Source organism: Cryobacterium sp. W22_MBD10_FK3 (assembly GCF_052113745.1).
In the GTDB taxonomy this organism is placed as follows: Bacteria; Actinomycetota; Actinomycetes; order Actinomycetales; family Microbacteriaceae; genus Cryobacterium.
Map to the genome: position 1 here is coordinate 54,614 of NZ_JBGQOH010000005.1, position 21,280 is coordinate 75,893.

General features: G+C 65.9%; 19 protein-coding genes and 2 tRNA genes. 14 read left to right on the forward strand and 7 right to left on the reverse strand.

Annotated features, from left to right (window positions below; translation table 11 throughout):
* Positions 1 to 27: 27 nt before the first annotated feature.
* From dnaN to ACEN2M_RS07365, 9 genes are all read left to right on the forward strand, one after another.
* Positions 28 to 1,176 (forward strand): DNA polymerase III subunit beta, encoded by a 1,149-nt coding sequence (gene dnaN, locus ACEN2M_RS07325; RefSeq protein ID WP_441647455.1) that lies wholly within the window; start codon positions 28 to 30, stop codon positions 1,174 to 1,176.
* 44 nt (positions 1,177 to 1,220) lie between these two features.
* Positions 1,221 to 2,108 carry a phosphogluconate dehydrogenase (NAD(+)-dependent, decarboxylating) gene (gene gnd / locus ACEN2M_RS07330; RefSeq protein ID WP_441647456.1) on the forward strand — a complete coding sequence of 296 codons (888 nt, stop codon included), beginning with the start codon at positions 1,221 to 1,223 and terminating at the stop codon, positions 2,106 to 2,108.
* 6 nt (positions 2,109 to 2,114) lie between these two features.
* On the forward strand, positions 2,115 to 3,302 hold the full coding sequence (recF, locus tag ACEN2M_RS07335) for a DNA replication/repair protein RecF (protein ID WP_441647457.1): 1,188 nt from the start codon (positions 2,115 to 2,117) through the stop codon (positions 3,300 to 3,302).
* The gene (locus tag ACEN2M_RS07340; RefSeq protein ID WP_441647458.1) at positions 3,295 to 3,783 is read left to right on the forward strand and encodes a DUF721 domain-containing protein; all 489 of its coding nucleotides are present in this window, start codon (positions 3,295 to 3,297) and stop codon (positions 3,781 to 3,783) included. Before recF ends, ACEN2M_RS07340 begins: the two co-directional genes overlap by 8 nt.
* Before the next feature lie 121 nt (positions 3,784 to 3,904).
* Positions 3,905 to 5,884 carry a DNA topoisomerase (ATP-hydrolyzing) subunit B gene (gene gyrB / locus ACEN2M_RS07345; RefSeq protein WP_441647459.1) on the forward strand — a complete coding sequence of 660 codons (1,980 nt, stop codon included), beginning with the start codon at positions 3,905 to 3,907 and terminating at the stop codon, positions 5,882 to 5,884.
* Positions 5,885 to 5,927: 43 nt separating this feature from the next.
* Positions 5,928 to 8,456: a DNA gyrase subunit A gene (gene gyrA / locus ACEN2M_RS07350; protein WP_441647583.1), complete on the forward strand. Its 2,529-nt coding sequence runs from the start codon at positions 5,928 to 5,930 to the stop codon at positions 8,454 to 8,456.
* Positions 8,449 to 8,856 carry a DUF3566 domain-containing protein gene (locus tag ACEN2M_RS07355; RefSeq protein WP_441647460.1) on the forward strand — a complete coding sequence of 136 codons (408 nt, stop codon included), beginning with the start codon at positions 8,449 to 8,451 and terminating at the stop codon, positions 8,854 to 8,856. Before gyrA ends, ACEN2M_RS07355 begins: the two co-directional genes overlap by 8 nt.
* 84 nt (positions 8,857 to 8,940) lie before the next feature.
* A tRNA-Ile gene (locus ACEN2M_RS07360) sits at positions 8,941 to 9,014 on the forward strand.
* A 59-nt stretch (positions 9,015 to 9,073) separates the two neighbouring features.
* Positions 9,074 to 9,146 (forward strand) — tRNA-Ala (locus tag ACEN2M_RS07365).
* A gap of 309 nt (positions 9,147 to 9,455) precedes the next feature.
* On the opposite strand, the gene ACEN2M_RS07370 is transcribed toward ACEN2M_RS07365, so the two are convergent.
* Positions 9,456 to 9,992 carry a hypothetical protein gene (locus ACEN2M_RS07370; protein WP_104163727.1) on the reverse strand — a complete coding sequence of 179 codons (537 nt, stop codon included), beginning with the start codon at positions 9,990 to 9,992 and terminating at the stop codon, positions 9,456 to 9,458.
* Between the two features lie 123 nt (positions 9,993 to 10,115).
* Between ACEN2M_RS07370 and ACEN2M_RS07375 the strand changes: the two genes are divergently transcribed.
* Positions 10,116 to 10,655 carry a peptidylprolyl isomerase gene (locus ACEN2M_RS07375; protein WP_441647461.1) on the forward strand — a complete coding sequence of 180 codons (540 nt, stop codon included), beginning with the start codon at positions 10,116 to 10,118 and terminating at the stop codon, positions 10,653 to 10,655.
* 12 nt (positions 10,656 to 10,667) lie between these two features.
* Positions 10,668 to 11,516, forward strand: a complete 849-nt coding sequence (locus ACEN2M_RS07380) for a rhomboid family intramembrane serine protease (protein WP_441647462.1) — start codon at positions 10,668 to 10,670, stop codon at positions 11,514 to 11,516.
* 166 nt (positions 11,517 to 11,682) lie between these two features.
* Here the strand turns inward: ACEN2M_RS07380 and ACEN2M_RS07385 are convergent, their stop codons facing one another.
* Positions 11,683 to 11,925, reverse strand: coding sequence for a cell division protein CrgA (locus tag ACEN2M_RS07385; RefSeq protein ID WP_441647463.1), 243 nt, complete (start codon positions 11,923 to 11,925; stop codon positions 11,683 to 11,685).
* An 86-nt stretch (positions 11,926 to 12,011) separates the two neighbouring features.
* Between ACEN2M_RS07385 and ACEN2M_RS07390 the strand changes: the two genes are divergently transcribed.
* The 3 genes from ACEN2M_RS07390 to ACEN2M_RS07400 are packed head-to-tail and all read left to right on the forward strand — an operon-like array spanning position 12,012 to position 13,657.
* Positions 12,012 to 12,812 carry a class E sortase gene (locus tag ACEN2M_RS07390; protein WP_441647464.1) on the forward strand — a complete coding sequence of 267 codons (801 nt, stop codon included), beginning with the start codon at positions 12,012 to 12,014 and terminating at the stop codon, positions 12,810 to 12,812.
* A 48-nt stretch (positions 12,813 to 12,860) separates the two neighbouring features.
* A complete protein-coding gene (locus tag ACEN2M_RS07395) occupies positions 12,861 to 13,022 on the forward strand; it encodes a hypothetical protein (protein ID WP_441647465.1) in 162 nt (53 codons plus the stop codon).
* Entirely contained in the window at positions 13,019 to 13,657 is a 639-nt protein-coding gene (locus ACEN2M_RS07400; RefSeq protein WP_441647466.1) for an anthranilate synthase component II, read from the forward strand. Before ACEN2M_RS07395 ends, ACEN2M_RS07400 begins: the two co-directional genes overlap by 4 nt.
* Positions 13,658 to 13,693: 36 nt before the next feature.
* Here ACEN2M_RS07400 and pknB read toward each other — a convergent pair whose 3' ends face one another.
* From pknB to ACEN2M_RS07425, 5 genes are all read right to left on the reverse strand, one after another.
* The gene (gene pknB / locus ACEN2M_RS07405) at positions 13,694 to 15,391 is read right to left on the reverse strand and encodes a Stk1 family PASTA domain-containing Ser/Thr kinase (RefSeq protein ID WP_441647467.1); all 1,698 of its coding nucleotides are present in this window, start codon (positions 15,389 to 15,391) and stop codon (positions 13,694 to 13,696) included.
* 93 nt (positions 15,392 to 15,484) lie between these two features.
* Positions 15,485 to 17,218 (reverse strand): protein kinase domain-containing protein, encoded by a 1,734-nt coding sequence (locus ACEN2M_RS07410; RefSeq protein WP_441647468.1) that lies wholly within the window; start codon positions 17,216 to 17,218, stop codon positions 15,485 to 15,487.
* Positions 17,215 to 18,666 carry a peptidoglycan D,D-transpeptidase FtsI family protein gene (locus ACEN2M_RS07415; RefSeq protein WP_441647469.1) on the reverse strand — a complete coding sequence of 484 codons (1,452 nt, stop codon included), beginning with the start codon at positions 18,664 to 18,666 and terminating at the stop codon, positions 17,215 to 17,217. The genes ACEN2M_RS07410 and ACEN2M_RS07415 overlap by 4 nt, the downstream gene beginning before the upstream one ends.
* Positions 18,667 to 20,067 (reverse strand): FtsW/RodA/SpoVE family cell cycle protein, encoded by a 1,401-nt coding sequence (locus tag ACEN2M_RS07420; RefSeq protein WP_441647470.1) that lies wholly within the window; start codon positions 20,065 to 20,067, stop codon positions 18,667 to 18,669. It lies immediately after the preceding gene.
* The gene (locus ACEN2M_RS07425; RefSeq protein WP_441647471.1) at positions 20,051 to 21,280 is read right to left on the reverse strand and encodes a protein phosphatase 2C domain-containing protein; all 1,230 of its coding nucleotides are present in this window, start codon (positions 21,278 to 21,280) and stop codon (positions 20,051 to 20,053) included. The genes ACEN2M_RS07420 and ACEN2M_RS07425 overlap by 17 nt, the downstream gene beginning before the upstream one ends.

Here is a 21,280-nt window from a genome sequence, read left to right on the forward strand (position 1 = left end):
CAGGTCTCCACCGACAGGAGTGACTTCGTGAGATTTCAGGCCAATCGGGATGTCTTCAGCGAAGCCGTATCTTTCGCTGTCAAGCTCCTTCCGCAACGCATCACCCTGCCCATTCTGAGCGGCGTCTTGATCGAAGCGACAGAGACCGGCCTGATCCTGTCCTCGTTCGACTACGAGGTCTCGGCACAGACCGAGATCGCGGCCGACGTCGAAGAGACCGGCAAGGTTCTCGTCTCCGGGCGGCTCCTGGCCGAGATTGCCAGCCGGATGCCCAACGCACCGGTACGGTTCTCCACCAACGACTCCCGCATCACCGTGAGCTGCGGCACCGCAAACTTCACCTTGCTGTCTATGCCGGTAGAGGAATATCCAAGCATTCCCCAGGTCAGCGCCCAATCCGGGCTCGTCCCCGCCGAGGAATTCGCCGCAGCCGTCTCCCAGGTCGCCGTCGCAGCATCCCGCGACGACGTCACCCCGGTGATCACCGGCGTGCAGCTGCAGATCACCGAGAACAGCATCAGCCTGGTCGCCACCGACCGGTACCGCGTTGCGGTTCGCGAGATCGACTGGGACCCGGGAACCAATCAGGCGCAGGAACCGATCACCGCCCTGGTGCCCGCCCGCACCCTGCAGGAGGTCGGCAAGACCTTCGGCCACAGCGGCACGATCTCCGTGGCCATCACCAACACCGACGACCGGGAACTGATCGCGTTCACCGCAGATAAGAAGACCGTGACGTCGTTGCTCATCAAGGGCAACTACCCGCCGGTCCGGCGCCTGTTCCCCGACAACGTCGACAACTATGCCGTGATGAACACGGCGGAGCTCATCGAGGCCACCCGCCGGGTGCAGCTCGTTCTCGAGCGCGAAGCGGCCTTGCGGTTCAGCTTCACGGCCGACGGCCTTACCCTCGAGGCGATCGGCTCCGAGCAGGCCCAGGCGTCGGAGACCATCGACGCGATCCTCGCCGGCGGCGACACCGTCGTGTCGTTGAAGCCGCAGTTCCTGCTGGACGGCCTCGGCGCCGTGCACTCCGAATTCGTGCGCATTTCATTCACCAAGACCGAGAACCCCAACAAGCCGGGACCTGTGCTCATCACCAGCCAGACCTCCCGCGAGCAGCCGGGGGCCGACAGCTACCGGTACCTGCTGCAGCCGAACCTGCTGCTGCGCTAACTGCGCCTGCCCCACCAGCACGACTCGAACCACGAAGGACAGCCATGCACATCGGAATCGTCGGCCTCGGCAAAATGGGTGCCAACATGCGCGACCGTCTTCGTGCGGCCGGGCTGACGGTCACCGGCTATGACCGCAACCCCGAGGTGTCCGACGTCGCGACAACCGCAGAGCTCGTCGCCGCACTGCCGGCGCCCCGCCTGGTCTGGGTCATGGTTCCCGCCGGTGCCATCACCACCTCGGTGATCGCCGACCTGGCCACCCAGCTCTCCCCCGGCGACCTGGTCATCGACGGTGGAAATTCCAGGTTCACCGACGACTTCACCCACGAGGCGTTGCTCGCCGAACAGGGCATCCACTACGTGGACGCCGGGGTTTCGGGCGGAGTCTGGGGCCTCACCAACGGTTTCGGGCTGATGGTCGGCGGCTCCGCGGCCGACGTGGAACGGGCGATGCCCGTGTTCGACGCGTTGCGTCCGGAGGGTCCGCGCGAAGAGGGCTTCGTGCACGCGGGCAAGGTCGGCGCCGGCCACTACGCCAAGATGGTGCACAACGGCATCGAATACGCCCTGATGCAGGCCTATGCCGAGGGTTACGAACTGCTCGAGAAGCGCGACGACCTCATCCACGACGTCCCCGGCGTCTTCACCGCGTGGCAGCGCGGCACCGTGGTGCGGTCCTGGCTTCTCGAATTGCTGGTGCGCGCCCTCAAGGACGACCCGCAGCTGGCCGACATCGAAGGCTACGTCGAGGATTCCGGCGAGGGACGCTGGACCATTGAAGAGGCCATCAACAACGCCGTCCCCGTACCCGCGATCAGCGCGTCGATCTTCGCGCGCTTCGCCTCCCGGCAAGATGATTCCCCGGCCATGAAGGCCGTGGCCGCGCTGCGCAACCAGTTCGGCGGCCATGCCATAAAGAAGGCAGACTGATCCCGCGTGCGGGTCACACACCTCTCCCTCACTGACTTCCGCAACTATGCCCAGGCGGAGGTCCCGTTCGGCGCCGGACCCAATCTGATCGTCGGCCGGAACGGCCAGGGCAAGACCAACCTGGTCGAGGCGCTGGGCTTTCTCAGCACCCTGAGCTCGCACCGGGTGTCCCAGACCGGCGCCATGGTGCGATCCGGTGAAGACTCCGCGATCATCCGCGCCCGGCTCGAGTACAACGGCCGGGACATCCTCGCCGAGGTGCAGATCAACCGCTCCGGCCTCAACCGGGCCCAGATCAACCGGTCGGTCATCAAAACCCGCGAACTCCCCCGCTACTTCTCCAGCGTGCTCTTCGCTCCCGAAGACCTCGCTCTCGTGCGCGGCGACCCGTCCGGCCGGCGCCGGTTCCTCGACCAACTGCTGGTGTTGCAGAGCCCCCGCCTCTCCGGCGTGCTCACCGACTACGACCGGGTGCTCAAACAACGCAACACCCTGCTGAAATCGGCCCGGGCATCCGGGTTGAAGACCACCCAGCTCGGCACGCTCGATATCTGGGATGAGCGGCTGGTGGCCCTCGGTTCCGAAATCATCGACGCGCGCGCCAACCTGGTCGCCCAACTCTTGCCGCCCCTGAGCGCGGCGTACAGGTCGGTGGCCGGAGCTGACCACGGACCGAACCTGGTGGCGTCGCTGAGCATTCTCGGCGCCGACGAAGATGAGACCGCCTCCCCCGCCGCCGCCGCCCAGCCCGTAGGCCCCGGCTCGGAAACCGCCGACACCTTCCGCACCGCACTCGTGGGTCTGCGACGCAAAGAACTGGACCGCGGGATGACCCTGGCCGGGCCGCACCGCGACGACCTCGTCTTCGAACTGAACAACCTGCCGGCCAAGGGCTACGCCAGCCACGGCGAATCCTGGTCGTTCGCCCTGGCTCTCAAACTGGCGTCGGCCGAGCTGCTCCGGCGCGACTCGTCCAGCGGCGACCCGGTCTTGATCCTCGACGACGTGTTCGCCGAACTCGACCAATCCCGTCGCCGGCGCCTGGCCGAAGCCGTCACCGGGTACGAACAGGTGCTCATCACGGCCGCCGTCTTCGAGGACGTTCCCGCGGTGCTCGCCGCCCACGCCATCCACATCCACGCCGGCGCCGTGGTCGACGCACCCGGCCCCGAGAGCGGCACCGACCATGGCTGAACACAGCGAGGCCGCGAAGGTGTACCTGCGGTTCAAGGACGTCTTCGGCGACCCGAACGCGAAGCGGATCCGCGCCAGGCGCAAGGCCAGCCCGCAGATCGGATCGAGCGTGCCGTTCGGCGCCGGCCGGGACCCGCGCGGCCTCGGTGAGACGATCAGTTCGCTGACCGCGCAGCTGGGCTGGAACTCCCCGATGGCCCAGTCCGACCTGCTCGCGTCGTGGATCGAGCTGGCCGGGGAAGAAACCGCGAAACACTCCACCCCTGCCGGCATCGACGAAGGCATCCTGACCGTGCACTGCGAGTCCACCGCCTGGGCGACGCAGCTGCGAATGATGCGGGTCGAAATCATGACGCAGATCATGAAAAAGTTCCCGGACGCCGGCATCGCCGCAATTCGTTTTCAGGGGCCCAACGCCCCCTCCTGGAAAAAGGGTCCCAGATCAATCCCAGGGCGTGGTCCACGCGATACCTACGGCTAGGTAGCCAAAACAGGTCAACCCCACGAATAAAACGCGTCAAACGGCGGTTTTGGCGGTTCGGGCTTGGGGTGTTTGGTAGGCTGAGGGGTCGCCTGTGCGACGGTCAGGAGCCCAATTTCACATGACAATTGAACCGAAAACTGAGCCGGAGCAGCACGCTTACGGCGCAGAAGACATCCAGGTTCTCGAAGGCCTCGAAGCTGTTCGCAAACGACCCGGAATGTACATCGGTTCAACCGGTCCACGCGGTCTGCACCACCTGGTCTACGAGATCGTCGACAACTCCGTCGACGAGGCCCTCGCCGGCTACTGCGACACCATTGACATCCGCATCCTGCCCGATGGCGCCGTGCGCGTGCAGGACAACGGCCGCGGCATCCCCGTGGACATCCACAAGGCAGAGGGCAAGTCGACCGTCGAGGTCGTTCTCACCGTGCTGCACGCCGGTGGAAAGTTCGGCGGCGGCGGATACGCGGTTTCCGGTGGCCTGCACGGCGTCGGCAGCTCCGTCGTCAACGCGCTCTCCAGCCGCCTCGAGGTCGAGGTACGCCGCCAGGGCAACGCATGGCGGCAGAGTTTCCACAACGGCGTGCCGAACGAGTCCCTGCACAAGGACGAGGTTTCCGACGAGACCGGAACCACCATCACCTTCTGGCCGAGCGCCGAAACCTTCGAGACCGTCGTGTTCGACTACGAGACGCTCCGTGCCCGATTCCAGCAGATGGCCTTCCTCAACAAGGGCCTGCGCCTTACGCTCACCGATGAGCGCGCGGACAGCCTGGACGCCGAGGACAAGCCGCTCAGCAACAGCTTCATGTACGAGCAGGGCCTGATGGACTACGTGGCCTACCTCAACCGGGCCAAGAAGGCCGAGCTGGTCAACGAAGAGATCATCTCCTTCGAGTTCGAGGACACCGAGAAGAAGATCGCCCTCGAAGTGGCCATGCAGTGGACGACCGCGTACACCGAGAGCGTGCACACCTACGCGAACACCATCAACACCCACGAGGGTGGCACCCACGAAGAGGGCTTCCGAGCGGCGCTGACCACCCTGGTGAACAAGTACGCCAGGGAAAAGGGCATCCTCAAGGACAAGGATGACAACCTCTCCGGCGACGACGTGCGCGAAGGACTGACCGCGGTCGTCTCGATCAAGCTCGCCGAACCGCAGTTCGAGGGCCAGACCAAGACCAAGCTGGGCAACACCGAGGCCAAGGCCTTCGTGCAGCGGGTCGTCGGAGACCAGCTTTCCGACTGGTTCAACCGCAACCCGGTTCAGGCCAGGGAGATCATCCGGAAGTCACTGCAGGCCGCCACCGCGCGGATGGCCGCTCGCAAGGCGCGCGAGACCGCCCGCCGCAAGGGCCTGCTCGAGGGCGGCGGCATGCCAGGCAAGCTCAAGGACTGCCAGAGCAAGGACCCCGCCGCGTCCGAGATCTTCATCGTCGAGGGCGACTCGGCCGGCGGTTCCGCCGTGCAGGGCCGCAATCCAGAGACCCAGGCGATCCTGCCGCTGCGCGGCAAGATCCTCAACGTGGAGAAGGCCCGTCTGGACCGTGCCCTCGGCAACGCCGAAGTACAGGCGATGATCACGGCGTTCGGCGCCGGCATCGGTGAGGACTTCAACCAGGACAAGGTGCGATACCACAAGATCGTGCTGATGGCCGATGCCGATGTGGACGGCCAGCACATCACCACGCTGCTGCTCACCCTGCTGTTCCGCTACATGCGGCCGCTGATCGACCTCGGCTACGTGTACCTCGCCCAGCCGCCGCTGTACAGGTTGAAGTGGGCCAACTCGGCGCACGAATACGTGTACTCCGACGCCGAGCGGGATGCCCTGCTCGCCGACGGCGCCGCCGCCGGCAAGCGGATCCCGAAGGACAACGGCATCCAGCGCTACAAGGGCCTGGGCGAGATGGACTACAAGGAGCTGTGGGAAACCACCATGGCCCCCGAGTCCCGCACCCTGCTCCAGGTGACCCTGGACGACGCGGCAGCCGCCGACGAAATTTTCTCCACCCTGATGGGCGAAGACGTCGAATCCCGACGCAACTTCATCCAGAAGAACGCGAAGGACGTGCGTTTCCTTGACATCTGACGACACCACCGGCACCACGCCGGACGCTCCGGACGCTGCCGGTATCGCGGCAGCAGCCGCGCACCTCACGCAGCACGGCAGGATCGACCAGGTCGACCTGCAGCTGGAAATGCAGCGCTCCTACCTCGACTACGCCATGAGCGTCATCGTGGGCCGTGCGTTGCCCGACGTGCGTGACGGCATGAAGCCCGTGCACCGCCGCGTGATCTACGCCATGTACGACGGCGGTTACCGCCCGGACAAGGCGTTCTCCAAGTGCGCCCGCGTGGTCGGCGACGTCATGGGCCAGTTCCACCCGCACGGTGACTCCTCCATCTACGACGCCCTGGTGCGTCTGGTGCAGCCGTGGAGCCTCCGCTACCCGCTGGCCCTCGGCCAGGGCAACTTCGGCTCCCCCGGCAATGACGGCGCCGCCGCCCCGCGATACACCGAAACCAAGATGGCCCCGTTGGCCCTCGAGATGGTGCGCGACATCGACGAAGACACCGTCGACTTCCAGGACAACTACGACGGCCGCACCCTCGAGCCCACGGTGCTGCCCAGCCGGTTCCCCAACCTGCTGGTCAACGGTTCCGTCGGCATCGCCGTGGGTATGGCCACCAACATCCCGCCGCACAACCTGCGCGAGGTGGCCGCCGGCGCCCTCTGGTACCTCGAGAACCCCGACGCCAACCGCGAAGAGCTCCTCGAAGCGCTGATTCAGCGCATCAAGGGCCCGGACTTCCCCACCGGCGCGCAGATCCTCGGCATCAAGGGCATCCAGGATGCCTACCGCACCGGCCGCGGCTCCATCACGATGCGCGCCGTGGTGAGCATCGAGGAGCTGCAGGGTCGCACCTGCCTGGTGATCACCGAACTGCCGTACCAGGTGAACCCCGACAACCTGGCGATCAAGATCGCCGACCTGGTCAAGGACGCCAAGATCACCGGCATCGCCGACATCCGCGACGAGACCAGCGGCCGCACCGGCCAGCGCCTGGTGATCGTGCTCAAGCGCGACGCCGTGGCCAAGGTCGTGCTGAACAACCTCTACAAGCACACTCCGTTGCAGGAGAACTTCGGCGCGAACATGCTCGCGATCGTCGACGGGATCCCGCGCACCCTCGCCCTGGACGGCTTCATCAGCGCCTGGGTCGCCCACCAGATCGACGTCATCGTGCGCCGCACCCAGTTCCGGTTGAACAAGGCCGAGGCGGATGCCCACATCCTGCGCGGTTACCTCAAGGCGCTCGACGCGCTCGACGAGGTCATCGCCCTGATCCGCCGCTCCCCCACCGTGGACGATGCCCGTGAGGGCCTGATGGACCTGCTCACGGTCGACAAGCTGCAGGCCGACGCCATCCTCACCATGCAGCTGCGCCGCCTGGCGGCCCTGGAACGCCAGAAGATCATCGACCAGGCCGCCGAACTGGAACTGCAGATCGTCGAGTTCAAGTCGATCCTGGCCAGCCCGGAGCGCCAGCGCACCATCGTGAGTGAAGAGCTCACGGAGATCACCGCGAAGTTCGGCGACGACCGCCGCACCGAGATCATGTTCGGCTTCGACGGCGACATGTCGGTCGAGGACCTCATCCCCGAAGAGGAGATGGTGGTCACCGTCACCCGCGGCGGTTACATCAAGCGCACCCGCAGCGACAACTACCGCAACCAGCACCGCGGCGGCAAGGGCGTCAAGGGCGCCCAGCTGCGCGCGGACGACGTCGTCGAGCACTTCTTCGTCACCACCACCCACCACTGGCTGTTGTTCTTCACCAACACCGGCCGGGTCTACCGGGCCAAGGCGTACGAAGCCGTCGAAGCCGGCCGCGACGCCAAGGGCCAGCACGTGGCGAACCTGTTGGCGCTGCAGCCCGGCGAGGAGATCGCCCAGATTCTGGACATCCGTGACTACGGCGTGGCCCAGTACCTCACCCTGGCCACCCGTGAGGGCCTGATCAAGAAGACCGCGCTCAGCGAGTACGACACCAACCGCACCGGCGGCATCATCGCGATCAAGCTGCGCGAGGGTGACGAACTCGTCTCCGCACTGCTCGTCGACGAGGACTCCGACCTGCTCCTGGTGTCCAAGAAGGGCATGTCGATCCGGTTCACCGCCTCCGACGAGGCCCTCCGCCCGATGGGCCGCAGCACCTCCGGCGTGATCGGCATGCACTTCCGTGGCGAGGACACCCTGCTGGACGCCTCCGTGGTTTCCGACGACGGTTTTGTCTTCGTGGTGACCGAGGGCGGCTACGCCAAGCGCACCTCGGCCGATCAGTACCGCCTGCAGAACCGCGGCGGCCTGGGCATCAAGGTGGCCAAGTTGAACGACGACCGCGGCGACCTGGTCGGTTCGCTGATCGTCGACGAGGAAGACGAAGTCCTTGTGGTTCTTGCCAGCGGCAAGGTGGTACGCTCTGACGTCGCCGAAGTGCCGGCCAAGGGCCGGGACACCATGGGCGTCGTTTTTGCAAAGTTCGCGACCGAAGACAGGATCATTGCGATCGCGAAAAACACCGAGCGCAATCTGGTAGTCGAACTTGAGGCTGCAACCGAGATCGAGCCGGGGAAAGTAGAATCAGCAAATGAGTAGTGTCGCCGAGAAACTGGCCAAGAAGTCGAGCCGGGGTGCAACGTCCTCGAAACAGGTGCGCCTCAAGCTGGTGTACATCGACTTCTGGTCGAGCGTCAAGCTGTCCTTCCTGATCGCCGTGTGCATGGCCGTGGTGACCATCGTCGCCACGTTCCTCACCTTCACGGTGCTGAACGGAACCGGGATCTTCACCAAGATCGACGCGCTGTACACCGATATTGCCGGTAGCGCCTCTGAACTCACGACGATTCTGTCCATCGGCAACGTGATGGGCTTCGCCGTGGTCGTAGCGGTCATCAACACCGTCGTGATCACCGCCCTGGGCGCGATCTTCGCCGTTCTGTACAACCTGAGCGTCAAGGTCACCGGAGGCCTGCTCGTCGGTTTCACCAACAACTGACCGTCGGATGCCCGATCGGGGCCGAGTGTCGGCCTCGATTGGGACTTTCCGTCGGTTTCCGTTAGTCTGAAACCTGCCCAATGGGGGGATATAGCTCAGTTGGTTAGAGCGCTTCGCTGATAACGAAGAGGTCCCAGGTTCAAATCCCGGTATCCCCACGTAGTACTTGAAAAGCCTTACATCTCCGCCAGATCCTCGCCTCGCGAGGAACCGGTTCGGGGCCATAGCTCAATTGGTAGAGCGCCTGCTTTGCAAGCAGGAGGTCCGGGGTTCGATTCCCCGTGGCTCCACAGAATTCCCGCAGTACCCGCCCTCATCCGGTTCACCGGCTGGGGGTTTTGTGTTTAACGGTCAGAGGCCCCCAGTGCCGCTGTCACCGCGTTGGAGCCGGTCTGGGCACGTGGACGCACGGACGAGCGGTGCATCCGCCCACACCGCCCCACAGCGCCGCTGAGGCCACGGCGGACCCAGGTGGCGTGCGTGAGGTCGTCGCGCGGGCCTTGACAGTCGACCGGCGGCGGGGGAGCAGCTCAAGGGTGGAGGGGGACGCAACAAGGCCCCCGTCAGAGACGAGGGCCTTGGCTGTTAGTGCTGCGAACTTAGATGTCCGTGGACTTCTCGATCGGCGAGTCCAACAGCGACTCGTCCTCTGAGACCCACAGCTCGTCATCGGCTCGGAAGGTCTGCCAGATGGCGTACGCCACTCCGGCGGCGGCAGCGATGCCCACGCCGATGGCAATGTACGTTCCGGCGCCGAGACCCTGCTTCTGAACGACGACCGGCTTCTGGAACCGAACGCGGTTGAGCGCGGCGATGCGGGCGTCCTTGGCGATGTCGCCAACTGACATAACGGTGCCCAGTGCGGTTCCGATCCCCGGCAGAACCTTGTCAGTGACCTGGTGGCGAACGCCACCGGCAAAATCTTGGGTGGCGTGCACTCCGGGGAGCAGGTAGTGCTCGTATCCCTGGCGAACGCGCGGTACTACTTCTTCACGAGTGAGCACACCAGCCTGACGGCCGGCCTCACGTGCAATCTCGTTGGCGCGGTCGAGAACTTCCTGCTGATTACTCCACAGTTCGTCCGCGCTCTTGCGCAGACGAGTGAGTTCCTTTCGGCGCTTGCGTGACAGGCTCATCTGGACCCTCCATCGTTTCTTGTGGTGAACACAGCCCATCTTGCCACTGAATAGCCTGTGAGCGCTCTGAATGCCTGACAAGCAGACGGATTCGGCGAATCCTGCTGTGCAAGAATTATCCGTATGTCTAAGCACACTGCAGTCGCAACGCTCAATACAACCCTCGGACCGATCAAGGTCAACCTCTTCGGCAACCACGCGCCGAAGACCGTCAAGAACTTCGTCGGTCTCGCGACCGGCGAAATCGAGTGGAAGCACCCGGCCACGGGCAAGACCTCCACCGATCCCCTGTACAACGGCACCGTCTTCCACCGCATCATCAAGGACTTCATGATCCAGGCCGGCGACCCGCTGGGCCAGGGCACCGGCGGACCCGGCTTCCAGTTCGACGACGAAATCAGCCCCGAGCTCGACTTCACCCAGCCGTACGTGCTCGCCATGGCGAACGCCGGCATCCAGGGCGGCCGCGGCACCAACGGTTCGCAGTTCTTCATCACCGTCGTTCCGACCACCTGGCTGCAGGGCAAGCACAGCATCTTCGGCGCCGTCGAGGACGAGGCTTCCCGCAAGATCGTCGACCAGCTCGCCGTTGTGCCCACCGACGGCCGCGACCGTCCGCTGACCGACGTTGTCATCGAGAGCATCACCGTCGAGCAGGTCTAGGACCACTCGCACATGAGCAGCCTGCCCGGAACCGCCGCCAACTTCTGCTATCGGCATCCGGGCAGGCAGAGCTTCATCCTCTGCCAGCGCTGCGGGCGCACCATCTGCCCCGAGTGCCAGACCCAGGCCGCCGTTGGCGTCGTCTGCCCCGAGTGCATGCGTGAGCAGCGCCAGAACGCGCCCCGCACCAAGTCGGCCGCCCGAACCGGGTTCGGCCGCATGACCGCGGCCGGCCAGCCGGTGGTCACCTACTCGATCATGGCCCTGACGGTGGTCATCTTCCTTCTGCAGCTCGTTCCCGGGCTGGGCGTGACCGACCGGCTGCTCTACGCCGGCATCTACTCCTACCCCATCGCCTTCGAACCGTGGCGCATGCTGACCAGCGTCTTCGTGCACTCCACGGGGTTCATCTTCCACGTGCTGCTGAACATGTACACACTGTGGATCTTCGGCCAGATCCTCGAGCGGATGCTCGGACGCGGCCGGTTCCTCTCGCTCTACCTCCTCAGCGGCCTGGCCGGCTCGCTCGGGGTGCTCTTCCTGGCCGACCCGCGTGTCGCCGTGGTCGGTGCCTCCGGCGCCATCTTCGGCCTGATGGGCGCGTTCCTCGTCATCCAGCGAAAGCTCGGCGGCAACGCCACCCAGCTGCTGATCCTGGTCGGTATCAACCTGGTGATCGGGTTCTTACCCAATCTCAACGTCGCCTGGCAGGCGCATGTGGGCGGGCTCATCGGGGGAGCGGTCATCGGCCTGATTTTCGTGCAGACCAGGGAGCGCAGCAAGCGCACCCAACAGTTCGTTCTGCTCGGCGCCTTCGCCGCCCTGCTCGTGGCGCTCAGTCTGAGCAAGCTGTTCATCTGAGCCGGGCCCGCCGGTGCGGCGGGCGCCGATCGCTCGTTTCCCCAGGGTTGTACACAGCCGGTGGAAAGTTATCCACAGGAGTTTCCACATTGGGGATAATTACACGGGTGTAATTGACTACCCGAACGGGTGGTTAAACCGGGAGGAACAGGTGGTGAACGACGTCTCAGCGCCAGCGGGTGGTCATCAGGAAGCCGATGAAGGCAATTCCGAACCCGACCAGGATGTTCCATGACCCGAAGGACGCCACCGGCAGTGCACCCTGACTCACGTAGAAGACGATGATCCAGGCCAGCCCGATGAGCATGAAGCCGAACATCACCGGCTTGAACCAGACGGCGTTCGGGGCCTCTTCGCCCGCGCGGGCCTCGGGACGGGCGGGCTTGGTTCGGGGATTTGTGCGTGCCATGCCTGCGATTCTAGCGTCACTGCCTGCGCGGGCCCGCCGGGGACCGTCGGCGGATCACCAGCGTCGGCCCGATTAGAATCGACTGCATGACCGAGCCGGCCAAGACCGAAGTTCCGGCCCTGCGCGGGCGGAGAGCCCTGCGGGGGGCGCAGAAGCGGGCGCGCTCCCGGGTGAGTGTGTTCGGTGTGCTCGGCGAACTGCTGATCACCGGGGGCGTCCTCGTGCTCCTGTTTCTCGGTTGGCAGCTCTGGTGGAACGACGCCGTGATGGCCGCCTCCCAGTCTCGCGCCGCAGAGTCGATCAGTCAGGGCTGGCTCGACGAGGTGAAGCCGGACCCGGCTCCCGCCCCCGCGGCGGACGAGGGTTACGGCGATCCCGTCGTAGCGACAGCCCCTGGGGACTCCGCGGCCTTCGCGGTGCTGTACGTGCCGCGTTTCGGAGACACCTACAAGCGCACCATCGCCGAGGGTGTCGGCACCAACGTGCTGAACAGCCCGGATCTCGGCATCGGACACTACCCGGGCACGCAGATGCCCGGCGAAGTGGGCAACTTCGCCATCGCGTCACACCGCAGCGCCAACGGTGGCGGGATGCACCTCATCAACGAGCTTCAGCTGGGGGATGCGATCTACGTGCAGACCGCCGACGGCTATTACACCTACAGGTTCCGGGACTTCGAATACGTGCCGCCGACCGCTGTCGAAGCCATCGCACCGGTTCCACACGCCCCGGATACCGCAGCCGTGGACCGGCTGATCGCCCTCACCACCTGCAACCCGCTGTTCTCCACAGCGGAACGGATCATCGCCTACGGGGTCTTCGAGTCGTGGCAGCCGACCTCGGCCGGTCCTCCGGCCGAGCTGGCCGCCCTGCTCCCTGCCGCGTAGCGGCTCATCAATTCACCAGCGACACGACAAGGACTGAGGCTCAACCACATGTACGCAGCAATCTGGCGACTGATGCCCGGACCGGTCTGGGTGCGCATCCTGCTCGTGCTGGTGCTGTTGGCCGCCGTGCTCTACTCGCTCGCCACCTGGGTGTTTCCCTGGGTGGACACCATGGTCAACCAACAGGAAGTGACGGTGGGTGCACCATGACGCGCATTCTGGTCATCGACAACTACGACAGCTTTGTCTATACCCTCAACGGCTACCTGCGTGAGCTGGGTGCCGAGACCGAGGTGGTGCGCAACGACGCCTTCCCCGAGACGGATGTCGCCGCGCGGATAGCCGAGTTCGATGGCGTGCTCGTGTCGCCGGGACCCGGCAAGCCGTCGGACGCCGGTGTCTCCATCGCGGCCGTCGAGGCTGCGCTCGACAGCAACCTGCCGCTGTTCGGAGTCTGCCTGGGGCATCAGGCCATCGCCGAGGCCTTCGGCGCGACCGTGACCAACGCCGAAGAGCTCATGCACGGCAAGACGTCACAGATCACCCACGATGACAGTGAGTTCTACGCCGGGGTTCCCCAACCTTTCACCGCCACTCGCTATCACTCCCTGGCCGTGGTCAATGGCACCGTGCCCAGCGACCTGATCGTGACGTCACGCACCCAGGGCGGCGTGATCATGGGTCTGCGGCACGCATCGGCGCCGATCCTCGGCGTGCAATTCCACCCTGAATCTGTGCTCACCGAGGGCGGTTACCTGATGGTGGCCAACTGGCTGGCGTTGGCCGGCCTGCCGGAGGCCCGGGAGAGGGCAAAACACCTCACCCCCATGCTCAAGCTCAGCTAGGTCTCGACAAGCTCGACCAGCGGTTGAACTGTCGGCTCAGCCGGCGCAGTAGGTGAGTTCGACCGCGGACTTCTGCGGCACATCACCGGGTGGCAGAGATTGTTTGCTCACGGGTGACCCCGACTCGCTCTCGCAGGTGTAGTCGGGTACCAGACTCGGCACGAGCTGAAGGTCGTCTGCCTGCAGCAGGGCGTTGGCGGCGGTCAGCGCCTGCCCCACGACGTCTGGCATGCTCACCTGCCCGCTGGACACCGTGAAGTCGACAATCGACCCTACGGGCGTCTGGTCGCCTCCTAACGGGGTGGTGGCCAGCACGATGCCCTCGGCCGCACTGGCGGAGTTCTCGGTGGTGACCGCGCCGGAGACGAAGCCTTGCTCGACCAGCGCCGGTTCCGCCTCGGCGAACGGCTGACCGACGACGTCGGGCATCGCCACGAGTTCGGCGCCCGTCGAGACGAACACCTTGATCACGGTGGCCGGCGGGGCGATGGTGCCCGAGGGCGGATCGGTGCGGATGACCTCGTCCTTGGCGACCGTGGGGCTGCTCTCTTCGGCCTTGGTGGCCGCGAGATCCAGCTCGAGCAGGGCATCCTGGGCGGCGTCGTAGCTGAAGCCCACCAGAACAGGCACCCGCCGTGACGAATCGGGCAGGTTGTCGCTGGGCGTGAGGCTCAGCGCCCAGAACATCACGGCGATCACGATGACGACCACGCTGACGATGCCGGCCCAGATCCAGATCACCGGTGGGCGGCGCTGGGTACGGTCCATGGTTTGGTCTTCGGCGAGCTGCTTGAGGGCGAGCTCAGAAGTGGATGCCACTTCCGGCGGCGCACCGAACAAACCGCCGACCAGGTCGTCGGCCGGCCGTTTCACCGGGATGTGCCCGGCCCCGGCCGTCTCGACGTCGTTGCGGAATTCCACGGCGCTCTGGTACCTGCTGAAGCGGTCCTTGGCCAGGGCGCGCACGACCACGGCGTCGAGAGCCGGCGAGACCTTGGGGTTGATCGAGCTGGGCTTGACCGGCGCTTCACTCACGTGCTGATAGGCCACAGCAACCGGGGTGTCGCCCCGGAACGGCGGGCGCCCGGTGAGCATCTCGAAAAGCACCACGCCGCTGGAGTACAGGTCGGTGCGCGCATCCACGGATTCGCCCTTGGCCTGCTCGGGGGAGAAGTACGAGGCCGTGCCGAGGATGGCGGTGGTCTGGGCGACCGTCGTGGCCGAATCGGAGATCGCCCTGGCGATACCGAAGTCCATCACCTTCACCTGGCCGGCCTTGGTGATCATGATGTTGCCCGGCTTGATGTCGCGGTGCACCACACCGGCGCGGTGCGAGTACTCGAGGGCGGTCAGGACGCCGTCGATGATGCGGACGGCCTCGATCGCGTCGATCGGGCCCTCCTTGATGATGTCCTTGAGCAGGCGGCCGTCGACGAACTCCATGATGATGAACGGAATCTGCGACTCGGAGCCGTCGTCCTCGGTGATGGTCTCCTCACCGGCGTCGAAGACCCGCACAATGGTGGGGTGCGCCATCCGTGCGGCGGCCTGAGCCTCCTGGCGGAACCGGGTGCGGAACGCGGGGTCGGCGGCGAGAGACGATTTGAGCAGCTTGATGGCCACGGTGCGGCCGAGTCTGGAGTCGGTACCGATGTGCACATCGGACATGCCGCCATGACCGATCGACGACCCGACGCGGTATCGACCAGCAAGCAGACGGCCCTCATCAGTCAATGCAAAACTCCCTGCTCGCGGACACTGTTGGTCATTTTAGTCAAGATCTGAAGGCGGGCAGCCGCTGGGGCGGCCCGCCTTCGGAAGGAACGCCTAACCGGCAGGCGGGGTGGTTGGCGGGGTGGTGGGCGGGGTGGCGACCGCCGCGACGTCCACAGTGGTCGTGCCCGAGTACTCCGAGTCCACGTCACCGCAGAAGTAGCGGAACTTGACCGTGAAGTCATCGGTTCCCGCGGTCACCGTGGCGGTGGTGGTATCCGCTCCGATGGGCCCAGGCGACGTTGCGCCGTTGCCCTCGGCGAGTACCTCGTAACCGGCCAGTTCCTGGCCGGCCGGGCAGGACTGTGCCGGCCAGCTGATGGTGACGGCGCTGGCGGGCGGGGACGGCTTCGCCGACGTGACCGTTGGCGTACCTGTCGGCGCCTCGGGCAGGGCGATCGGGCCGTAGACGCGAACCTCGATCTGGGTGCCCTTGGCGACCGACCCGGTGGGGTTGATGCCGTAGACCGTGTCGACCTGGTCGGCTGACTCGGCCGCCTGATCGGCCACCACGTTCGCGCTGAGACCCAGCTCGCTGAGCTTGTCCCGGGCCGCGGAGCTCGTGAGCCCGAGGAAGTCGCCCTCGTTGATCGACACCGTGTTGGAGGTGGGCGTGGGGGTCGGCGTGGGGGTCTTCGACGGAACCGGAGCGGCCGAGGTCTTGGTGGGAGCAGGTTCGGGCGTGGCGGCGGGCTGCATGAAGAGCGTCACCAGGGTGCCGACAAGCACCAGGCCCAGGATGGAAATGAGCGCGATCAGCGGCCAGGTCCAGGGACTGCGTTTCTTCTTCTTCTTGGAGTCGGCTGCCGCGGCGGCGGCCTCGGCGCGGGTGCCCGGCTGCGTTCCACCAGCGGCGGCCGGCATCAGCTGGGTGGCGTCGTCGGAGCCCGCTCCCGGCATCAGCATGGTCGCTGCAGTGGGGGTGAGGCCGGTCATCACGGCAGGAACGGATGCTGCCGCGGCCGCGACGTCGCCGCGCCGCAGGGCGATGGCGGCGCGCGCCAGGTGCGCGGCGGAGGCGGGACGCTCGGCAGGGTTCTTGGCCAGGCAGGAGATCACCAGGTTGCGTACCGGTTCCGACACGGTGTCCGGCAGGTCCGGCGGCTGCTCGTTGATCTGAGCCATGGCGATCGCCACCTGAGATTCGCCCGTGAACGGGCGGCGGCCGGCGAGGCTCTCGTAGGCAACGATGCCCAGCGAGTAGATATCCGTGGTCGGCGACGCCGAACGACCGCTGGCCTGCTCGGGCGACAGGTACTGCACCGTGCCCATGACCTGGCCGGTCGCGGTGAGCGGCACCTGGTCGGCGATGCGTGCGATGCCGAAGTCGGTGATCTTGACGCGGCCCTCGGGCGTGATCAGCAGGTTGCCCGGCTTGATGTCGCGGTGCACCAGACCGGCGGCGTGCGCGGCGTGCAGCGCTGCGGCCGTCTGGGCGACGATGTCGAGAACCTTGTCGGCGGGCAGAGTGTGCTCGCGTTCGAGGATGGTGGACAGTGCCTCACCGGGCACCAACTCCATCACCAGGAAGGCGCTGCCGTCTTCTTCGCCGTAGTCGAAGACGTTGGCGATGCCCTCGTGGTTCACCAGAGCGGCGTGCCGGGCTTCGGCACGGAAGCGCTCCAGGAAGCCGGGGTCGCCGAGGTATTCGTCTTTAAGGATCTTGATGGCGACGGTGCGCCCGATCACCAGGTCGACGGACTGCCAAACCTCGCCCATACCGCCGATGGCGATGCGGGATTGCAGTTCGTATCGTCCCCCGAAGGTGAGCCCTGCTGTGGGTCTCATTTATTCAGCACCGCCTCTAGTACCTGTTTCGCTATCGGTGCGGCAAGCAAGTTGCCGTACCCCGTCTGACCGAGTCCCCCGCCATCTTCGATGAGAACGGTGATCGCGTATTGCGGATCTGCTGCGGGCGCGAATCCGGTGAACCACAGGGTGTATGGATCGTCGGCGCCGTTCTCCGCAGTCCCCGTTTTTCCCGCCACGTCGACTCCGTCTATTCTTGCATTGCTCGCGGCCCCGTCCTGGACCCCGTTGACCATCATTTGGGTCATGGTGGCCGCTGTTTCGGCACTGATCACACGGTCAGCGGCGACGGGTTCGAATTTTTGCAGTGGGCTGAGGTCAGGGGCCAGAATCTGGTCGACGACGTTGGGTTGCATTTCGATGCCTCCGTTGGCGATCGTGGCCGACACCAGCGCCATCTGCAGCGGGGTGGCCCGCACGCTGGTCTGGCCGAACGCCGACAGCGCGGTCTGGGCCTCATCGGGGTCTTCGGGGTAAACACTGGCCGTGACCGGCAGCGGGATGCTGAATTCGGAGTTGAATCCGAACTTTTCAGCCATCTCCCGAATTGCGTCGTCACCCAGCTGCAGACCCAGTTCGGCCATCGGGATGTTGCAGGACAGTCGCAAGGCGGTGGCGATGGTGACGGTGTCTCCGGATCCGCAGGTGCCGCCGCCGGAGTTGATCACGACGGAGCTGGAATTGGGCAGCGTGTACGTGGCCGGGTTCGGGAAGGTGCTCTCGGGGGTGAACTGGCCCGACTCCAGGGCCGCGGCCACCACCACCAGCTTGAACACCGAGCCGGGCGGGTTGAGTGAGTTGATGGCGCGGTTGATCAACGGGTCGCCGGGAGCGTCGACGAGGGCGTCGTAGGTGTCGTTGACCGCTGCGCTGTCGTGCACGGCCAGGGTATTCGGGTCGTAGCTCGGCTTGGAGACCATCGCGAGGACGCGGCCGGTCTTGGGCTCGGTGACGACCACGGAGCCCGTGTTCTCGCCCAAGGCATCCCAGGCGGCCTGCTGGGCGACCGGGTCGATGCTGGTCTCCACGGCGGCGCCCTTCGGGTCCTGCCCCGTGACGACACTGGAGATCTGGTCGAAGAACTGCGCGTTGGACGTGCCGCTGAGCTCGCCGTTCAGGGCCTGCTCCAACCCGGTGGGTGCGCCGTTGACCGGGATGAAACCGGTGATCGGGGCGTAGAGCGGGCCGTTGCTGTACGTGCGCTGGAACTTGTAGTTGTCGTCGACCGGCAGCGACTGGGCGATGGGCTCGCCGCCGGCGAGGATCGCGCCACGCTCGACCGAGTAGCTGTCGAGCAGGGTGCGGGTGTTGCGGTCATCCGCTGACAGGTTGTCGGACTGGAAGACCTGAACGACCGAGGTGGACGCCAGCAGGGCCACGAACATCAGCATCACCACGATGCTCACGCGCTTGAGTTCACGATTCATCTAGACCACCAGCCGAGGTTGGTTGCGCACTGTGTCACTCAATCGCAGCAGCAGGGCCACGATGATCCAGTTGGCGACGAGGGAAGAGCCACCGGCGGCCAGGAACGGGGTGGTGAGGCCGGTGAGCGGGATGACCCGGGTGACACCGCCGATGACGATGAAGCACTGCAGGGCGATGACGAACGAGAGGCCGACCCCGAGCAGCTTGCCGAAGTCGTCCTGCCCGGCGAAGCCGATGCGGAAGCCGCGGGCGACCAGGAGCAGGTAGAGGGCCAGGATCGCGAAGATACCGGCCAGGCCGAGCTCCTCACCGAGACTGGCGATGATGTAGTCGCTCTGCGGAACCGGGGTGAGCTCAGGGCGGCCCTGGCCGAGGCCGGTGCCGAGTAGGCCGCCCTTGGCCAGGCCGAAGAGTCCCTGCACCAGCTGGTAGCTGCCGCCGTCGGCGCCGTACACGGCCGGATTGAGCGCATCCAGCCAGTTCGTGAACCGGCCGTTGACGTATTCGAGGGTCTGGCTGGCGATCAGGGCTCCGCCGAGGAACAGGGCCATGCCCAGCAGGACCCAGCTCAGTCGTCCGGTGGCGAGGTAGAGCATGACCAGGAACAGGCCGAAGTACAGCAGTGCGGTGCCCAGGTCGCGCTGGAAGATGATGACCGACATCGACAGGGCCCAGACCACGAGGATCGGGCCGAGGTCGCGCAGACGCGGGAACCGCATGCCCAAGAACTTCTTGCCCACCATCGACAGGCTGTCGCGGTTGCGCACGAGGTAACCGGCGAAGAACACGGCCAGGGCGATCTTGGCGATCTCACCGGGCTGGAAGGTGGCGAACGAGCCGAAGCCGATCCAGACCCTGGCGCCGCTCACTTCGCGGCCGAGACCGGGAACCAGCGGCAGCAACAGTAGAGCGACACCGACGAAGCCGGCCACGTAGGTGTACCGAAACAGCACGCGGTGGTTGCGGATGATGAGGATCACGGCGAGGGCGCAGGCGATGGCCAGGCCGCTCCACACGGTTTGGCGCACGGCGGCGCTGGCCCAACCGGACTCCTCGTTGGCGATGTCGATGCGGTAGATCATGGCGATGCCGATGCCGTTGAGCAGCGTGGCGATCGGCAGGATGAACGGGTCGGCCTCCCGCGCGACGAACCGCAGAACGACGTGCATCGCGAAGACCAGGCCGGACAGGCTGGCGCCCAGAAGCACCAGGGTAGTGTCGATGCGGCCGAGCGCGCCGAGTTGCACGAGCACGACGGCACCGAGGTTGATGCCGCAGGCGATGATCAGCAGGAACAGCTCGAGATTGCGCAGCTTCTGCGGCAGGTGCAGCCGGCGGATCTTGCCGGTCTGGGGAGCGGCCTCGCGGGCATCCGTGGACGGATTACTCTGCCGGGGCATTGCTCAACCTTTCCACGATCAGTTTGGCGTCTTCCAGCGACGACGCGCTGATGGTGCGTTCCACCTGCTGGCGGTCGTAGACGCGCAGCTGGTTCAGTTCCAGGTTGGTGTCTTCGTAGACGCTGGACAGTTTGATGGGACCCAGGTCTTGCTGGATGCCCTGGTAGATGGCCACGGTGCTGCCTTCGACGCCGACGAAGTAGCGGCTCTGCGACCACTGGTAGCCGAGGAGGGCGGCGCCGACGATCGCAACGACGAGCAGCACGATGGCGGCCAGCCAGGTGACCTTGCGGCGGAGGGCCCGGCGCGCATCCTCTTCGATCAGTTCGGACAGGTAATCCTGCGAGTCGGGCTCGAAGTGGGTCTCGCGCACCGGGTGCAGACGCAGCGACGGGATGCGCGGGGCGCGGGTGCGGGTGGGCTCTTCACCGAAGGCCAGCGGCGCGGCGGCCGAGCCGACCACGATGGGTTCGCCGCGGCGTTCCTCGCCCAAACCGATGTCGACCACGACGATGGTGACGTTGTCGGGGGCGCCGCCGTCCAGGCTCTCTTTGACCAGGCGGTCGGCGACGGCCTGGGCATCGAGGGAGGATTTCAGCGCGTTGGCGATGCCCGTGTTCGACACCACGCCGCTGAGCCCGTCGGAGCAGATCAGCCAGCGGTCGCCCGCGCGGGTGGCGAGGATCGACGTGTCGATTTCGGGGGAGGACTCGACGTCACCGAGCACCCGCATCAGAACGGAGCGCCTAGGGTGCACCATCGCCTCGGCCTCGGTGATGCGGCCGCTGTCGACGAGGCGCTGCACGAAGGTGTGGTCCGTGGTGATCTGGGACAACTCGCCTTCGCGGAACAGGTAGATGCGGGAGTCGCCGATGTGCGCGATGGCGACCTGGTCGCCGAGCACCACGAGGGCGCTGACGGTGGTGCCCATGCCGGTGAGCTCAGCGTGCTCGAACACGGTTTCGGCCAACTGGGAGTTGGCGGCGATCAGGGCGGCCTGCAGCGCGAACTCGGCGTCTTGGGCCGACAGATACGTCTTGTCGGCCTCCATGATGCGCTTGGTGGCGATGGCGGAGGCCACGTCGCCGCCGGCGTGCCCACCCATGCCGTCGGCCACGACGAACAGGGAGTGTCCCGCGTACCCGGAGTCCTGGTTGTTGGACCGAATCTTGCCAACGTTGGACGCGGCTGCGCTGTGACTAACCGATGCCAT

Bases quoted from the DNA above. Each gene is read 5' to 3' on its own strand.
- ACEN2M_RS07380 (WP_441647462.1), top strand. From the start codon at position 10,668: ATGAGCAGCCTGCCCGGAACCGCCGCCAACTTCTGCTATCGGCATCCG.
- ACEN2M_RS07400 (WP_441647466.1), top strand. From the start codon at position 13,019: ATGACGCGCATTCTGGTCATCGACAACTACGACAGCTTTGTCTATACC.
- ACEN2M_RS07390 (WP_441647464.1), top strand. From the start codon at position 12,012: ATGACCGAGCCGGCCAAGACCGAAGTTCCGGCCCTGCGCGGGCGGAGA.
- ACEN2M_RS07340 (WP_441647458.1), top strand. From the start codon at position 3,295: ATGGCTGAACACAGCGAGGCCGCGAAGGTGTACCTGCGGTTCAAGGAC.
- gnd (WP_441647456.1), top strand. From the start codon at position 1,221: ATGCACATCGGAATCGTCGGCCTCGGCAAAATGGGTGCCAACATGCGC.
- ACEN2M_RS07410 (WP_441647468.1), bottom strand. From the start codon at position 17,218: ATGAGACCCACAGCAGGGCTCACCTTCGGGGGACGATACGAACTGCAA.
- ACEN2M_RS07420 (WP_441647470.1), bottom strand. From the start codon at position 20,067: ATGCCCCGGCAGAGTAATCCGTCCACGGATGCCCGCGAGGCCGCTCCC.
- gyrB (WP_441647459.1), top strand. From the start codon at position 3,905: ATGACAATTGAACCGAAAACTGAGCCGGAGCAGCACGCTTACGGCGCA.
- ACEN2M_RS07385 (WP_441647463.1), bottom strand. From the start codon at position 11,925: ATGGCACGCACAAATCCCCGAACCAAGCCCGCCCGTCCCGAGGCCCGC.
- ACEN2M_RS07425 (WP_441647471.1), bottom strand. From the start codon at position 21,280: ATGGCATCGGTTAGTCACAGCGCAGCCGCGTCCAACGTTGGCAAGATT.
- ACEN2M_RS07415 (WP_441647469.1), bottom strand. From the start codon at position 18,666: ATGAATCGTGAACTCAAGCGCGTGAGCATCGTGGTGATGCTGATGTTC.
- ACEN2M_RS07395 (WP_441647465.1), top strand. From the start codon at position 12,861: ATGTACGCAGCAATCTGGCGACTGATGCCCGGACCGGTCTGGGTGCGC.
- ACEN2M_RS07375 (WP_441647461.1), top strand. From the start codon at position 10,116: ATGTCTAAGCACACTGCAGTCGCAACGCTCAATACAACCCTCGGACCG.
- ACEN2M_RS07370 (WP_104163727.1), bottom strand. From the start codon at position 9,992: ATGAGCCTGTCACGCAAGCGCCGAAAGGAACTCACTCGTCTGCGCAAG.
- ACEN2M_RS07355 (WP_441647460.1), top strand. From the start codon at position 8,449: ATGAGTAGTGTCGCCGAGAAACTGGCCAAGAAGTCGAGCCGGGGTGCA.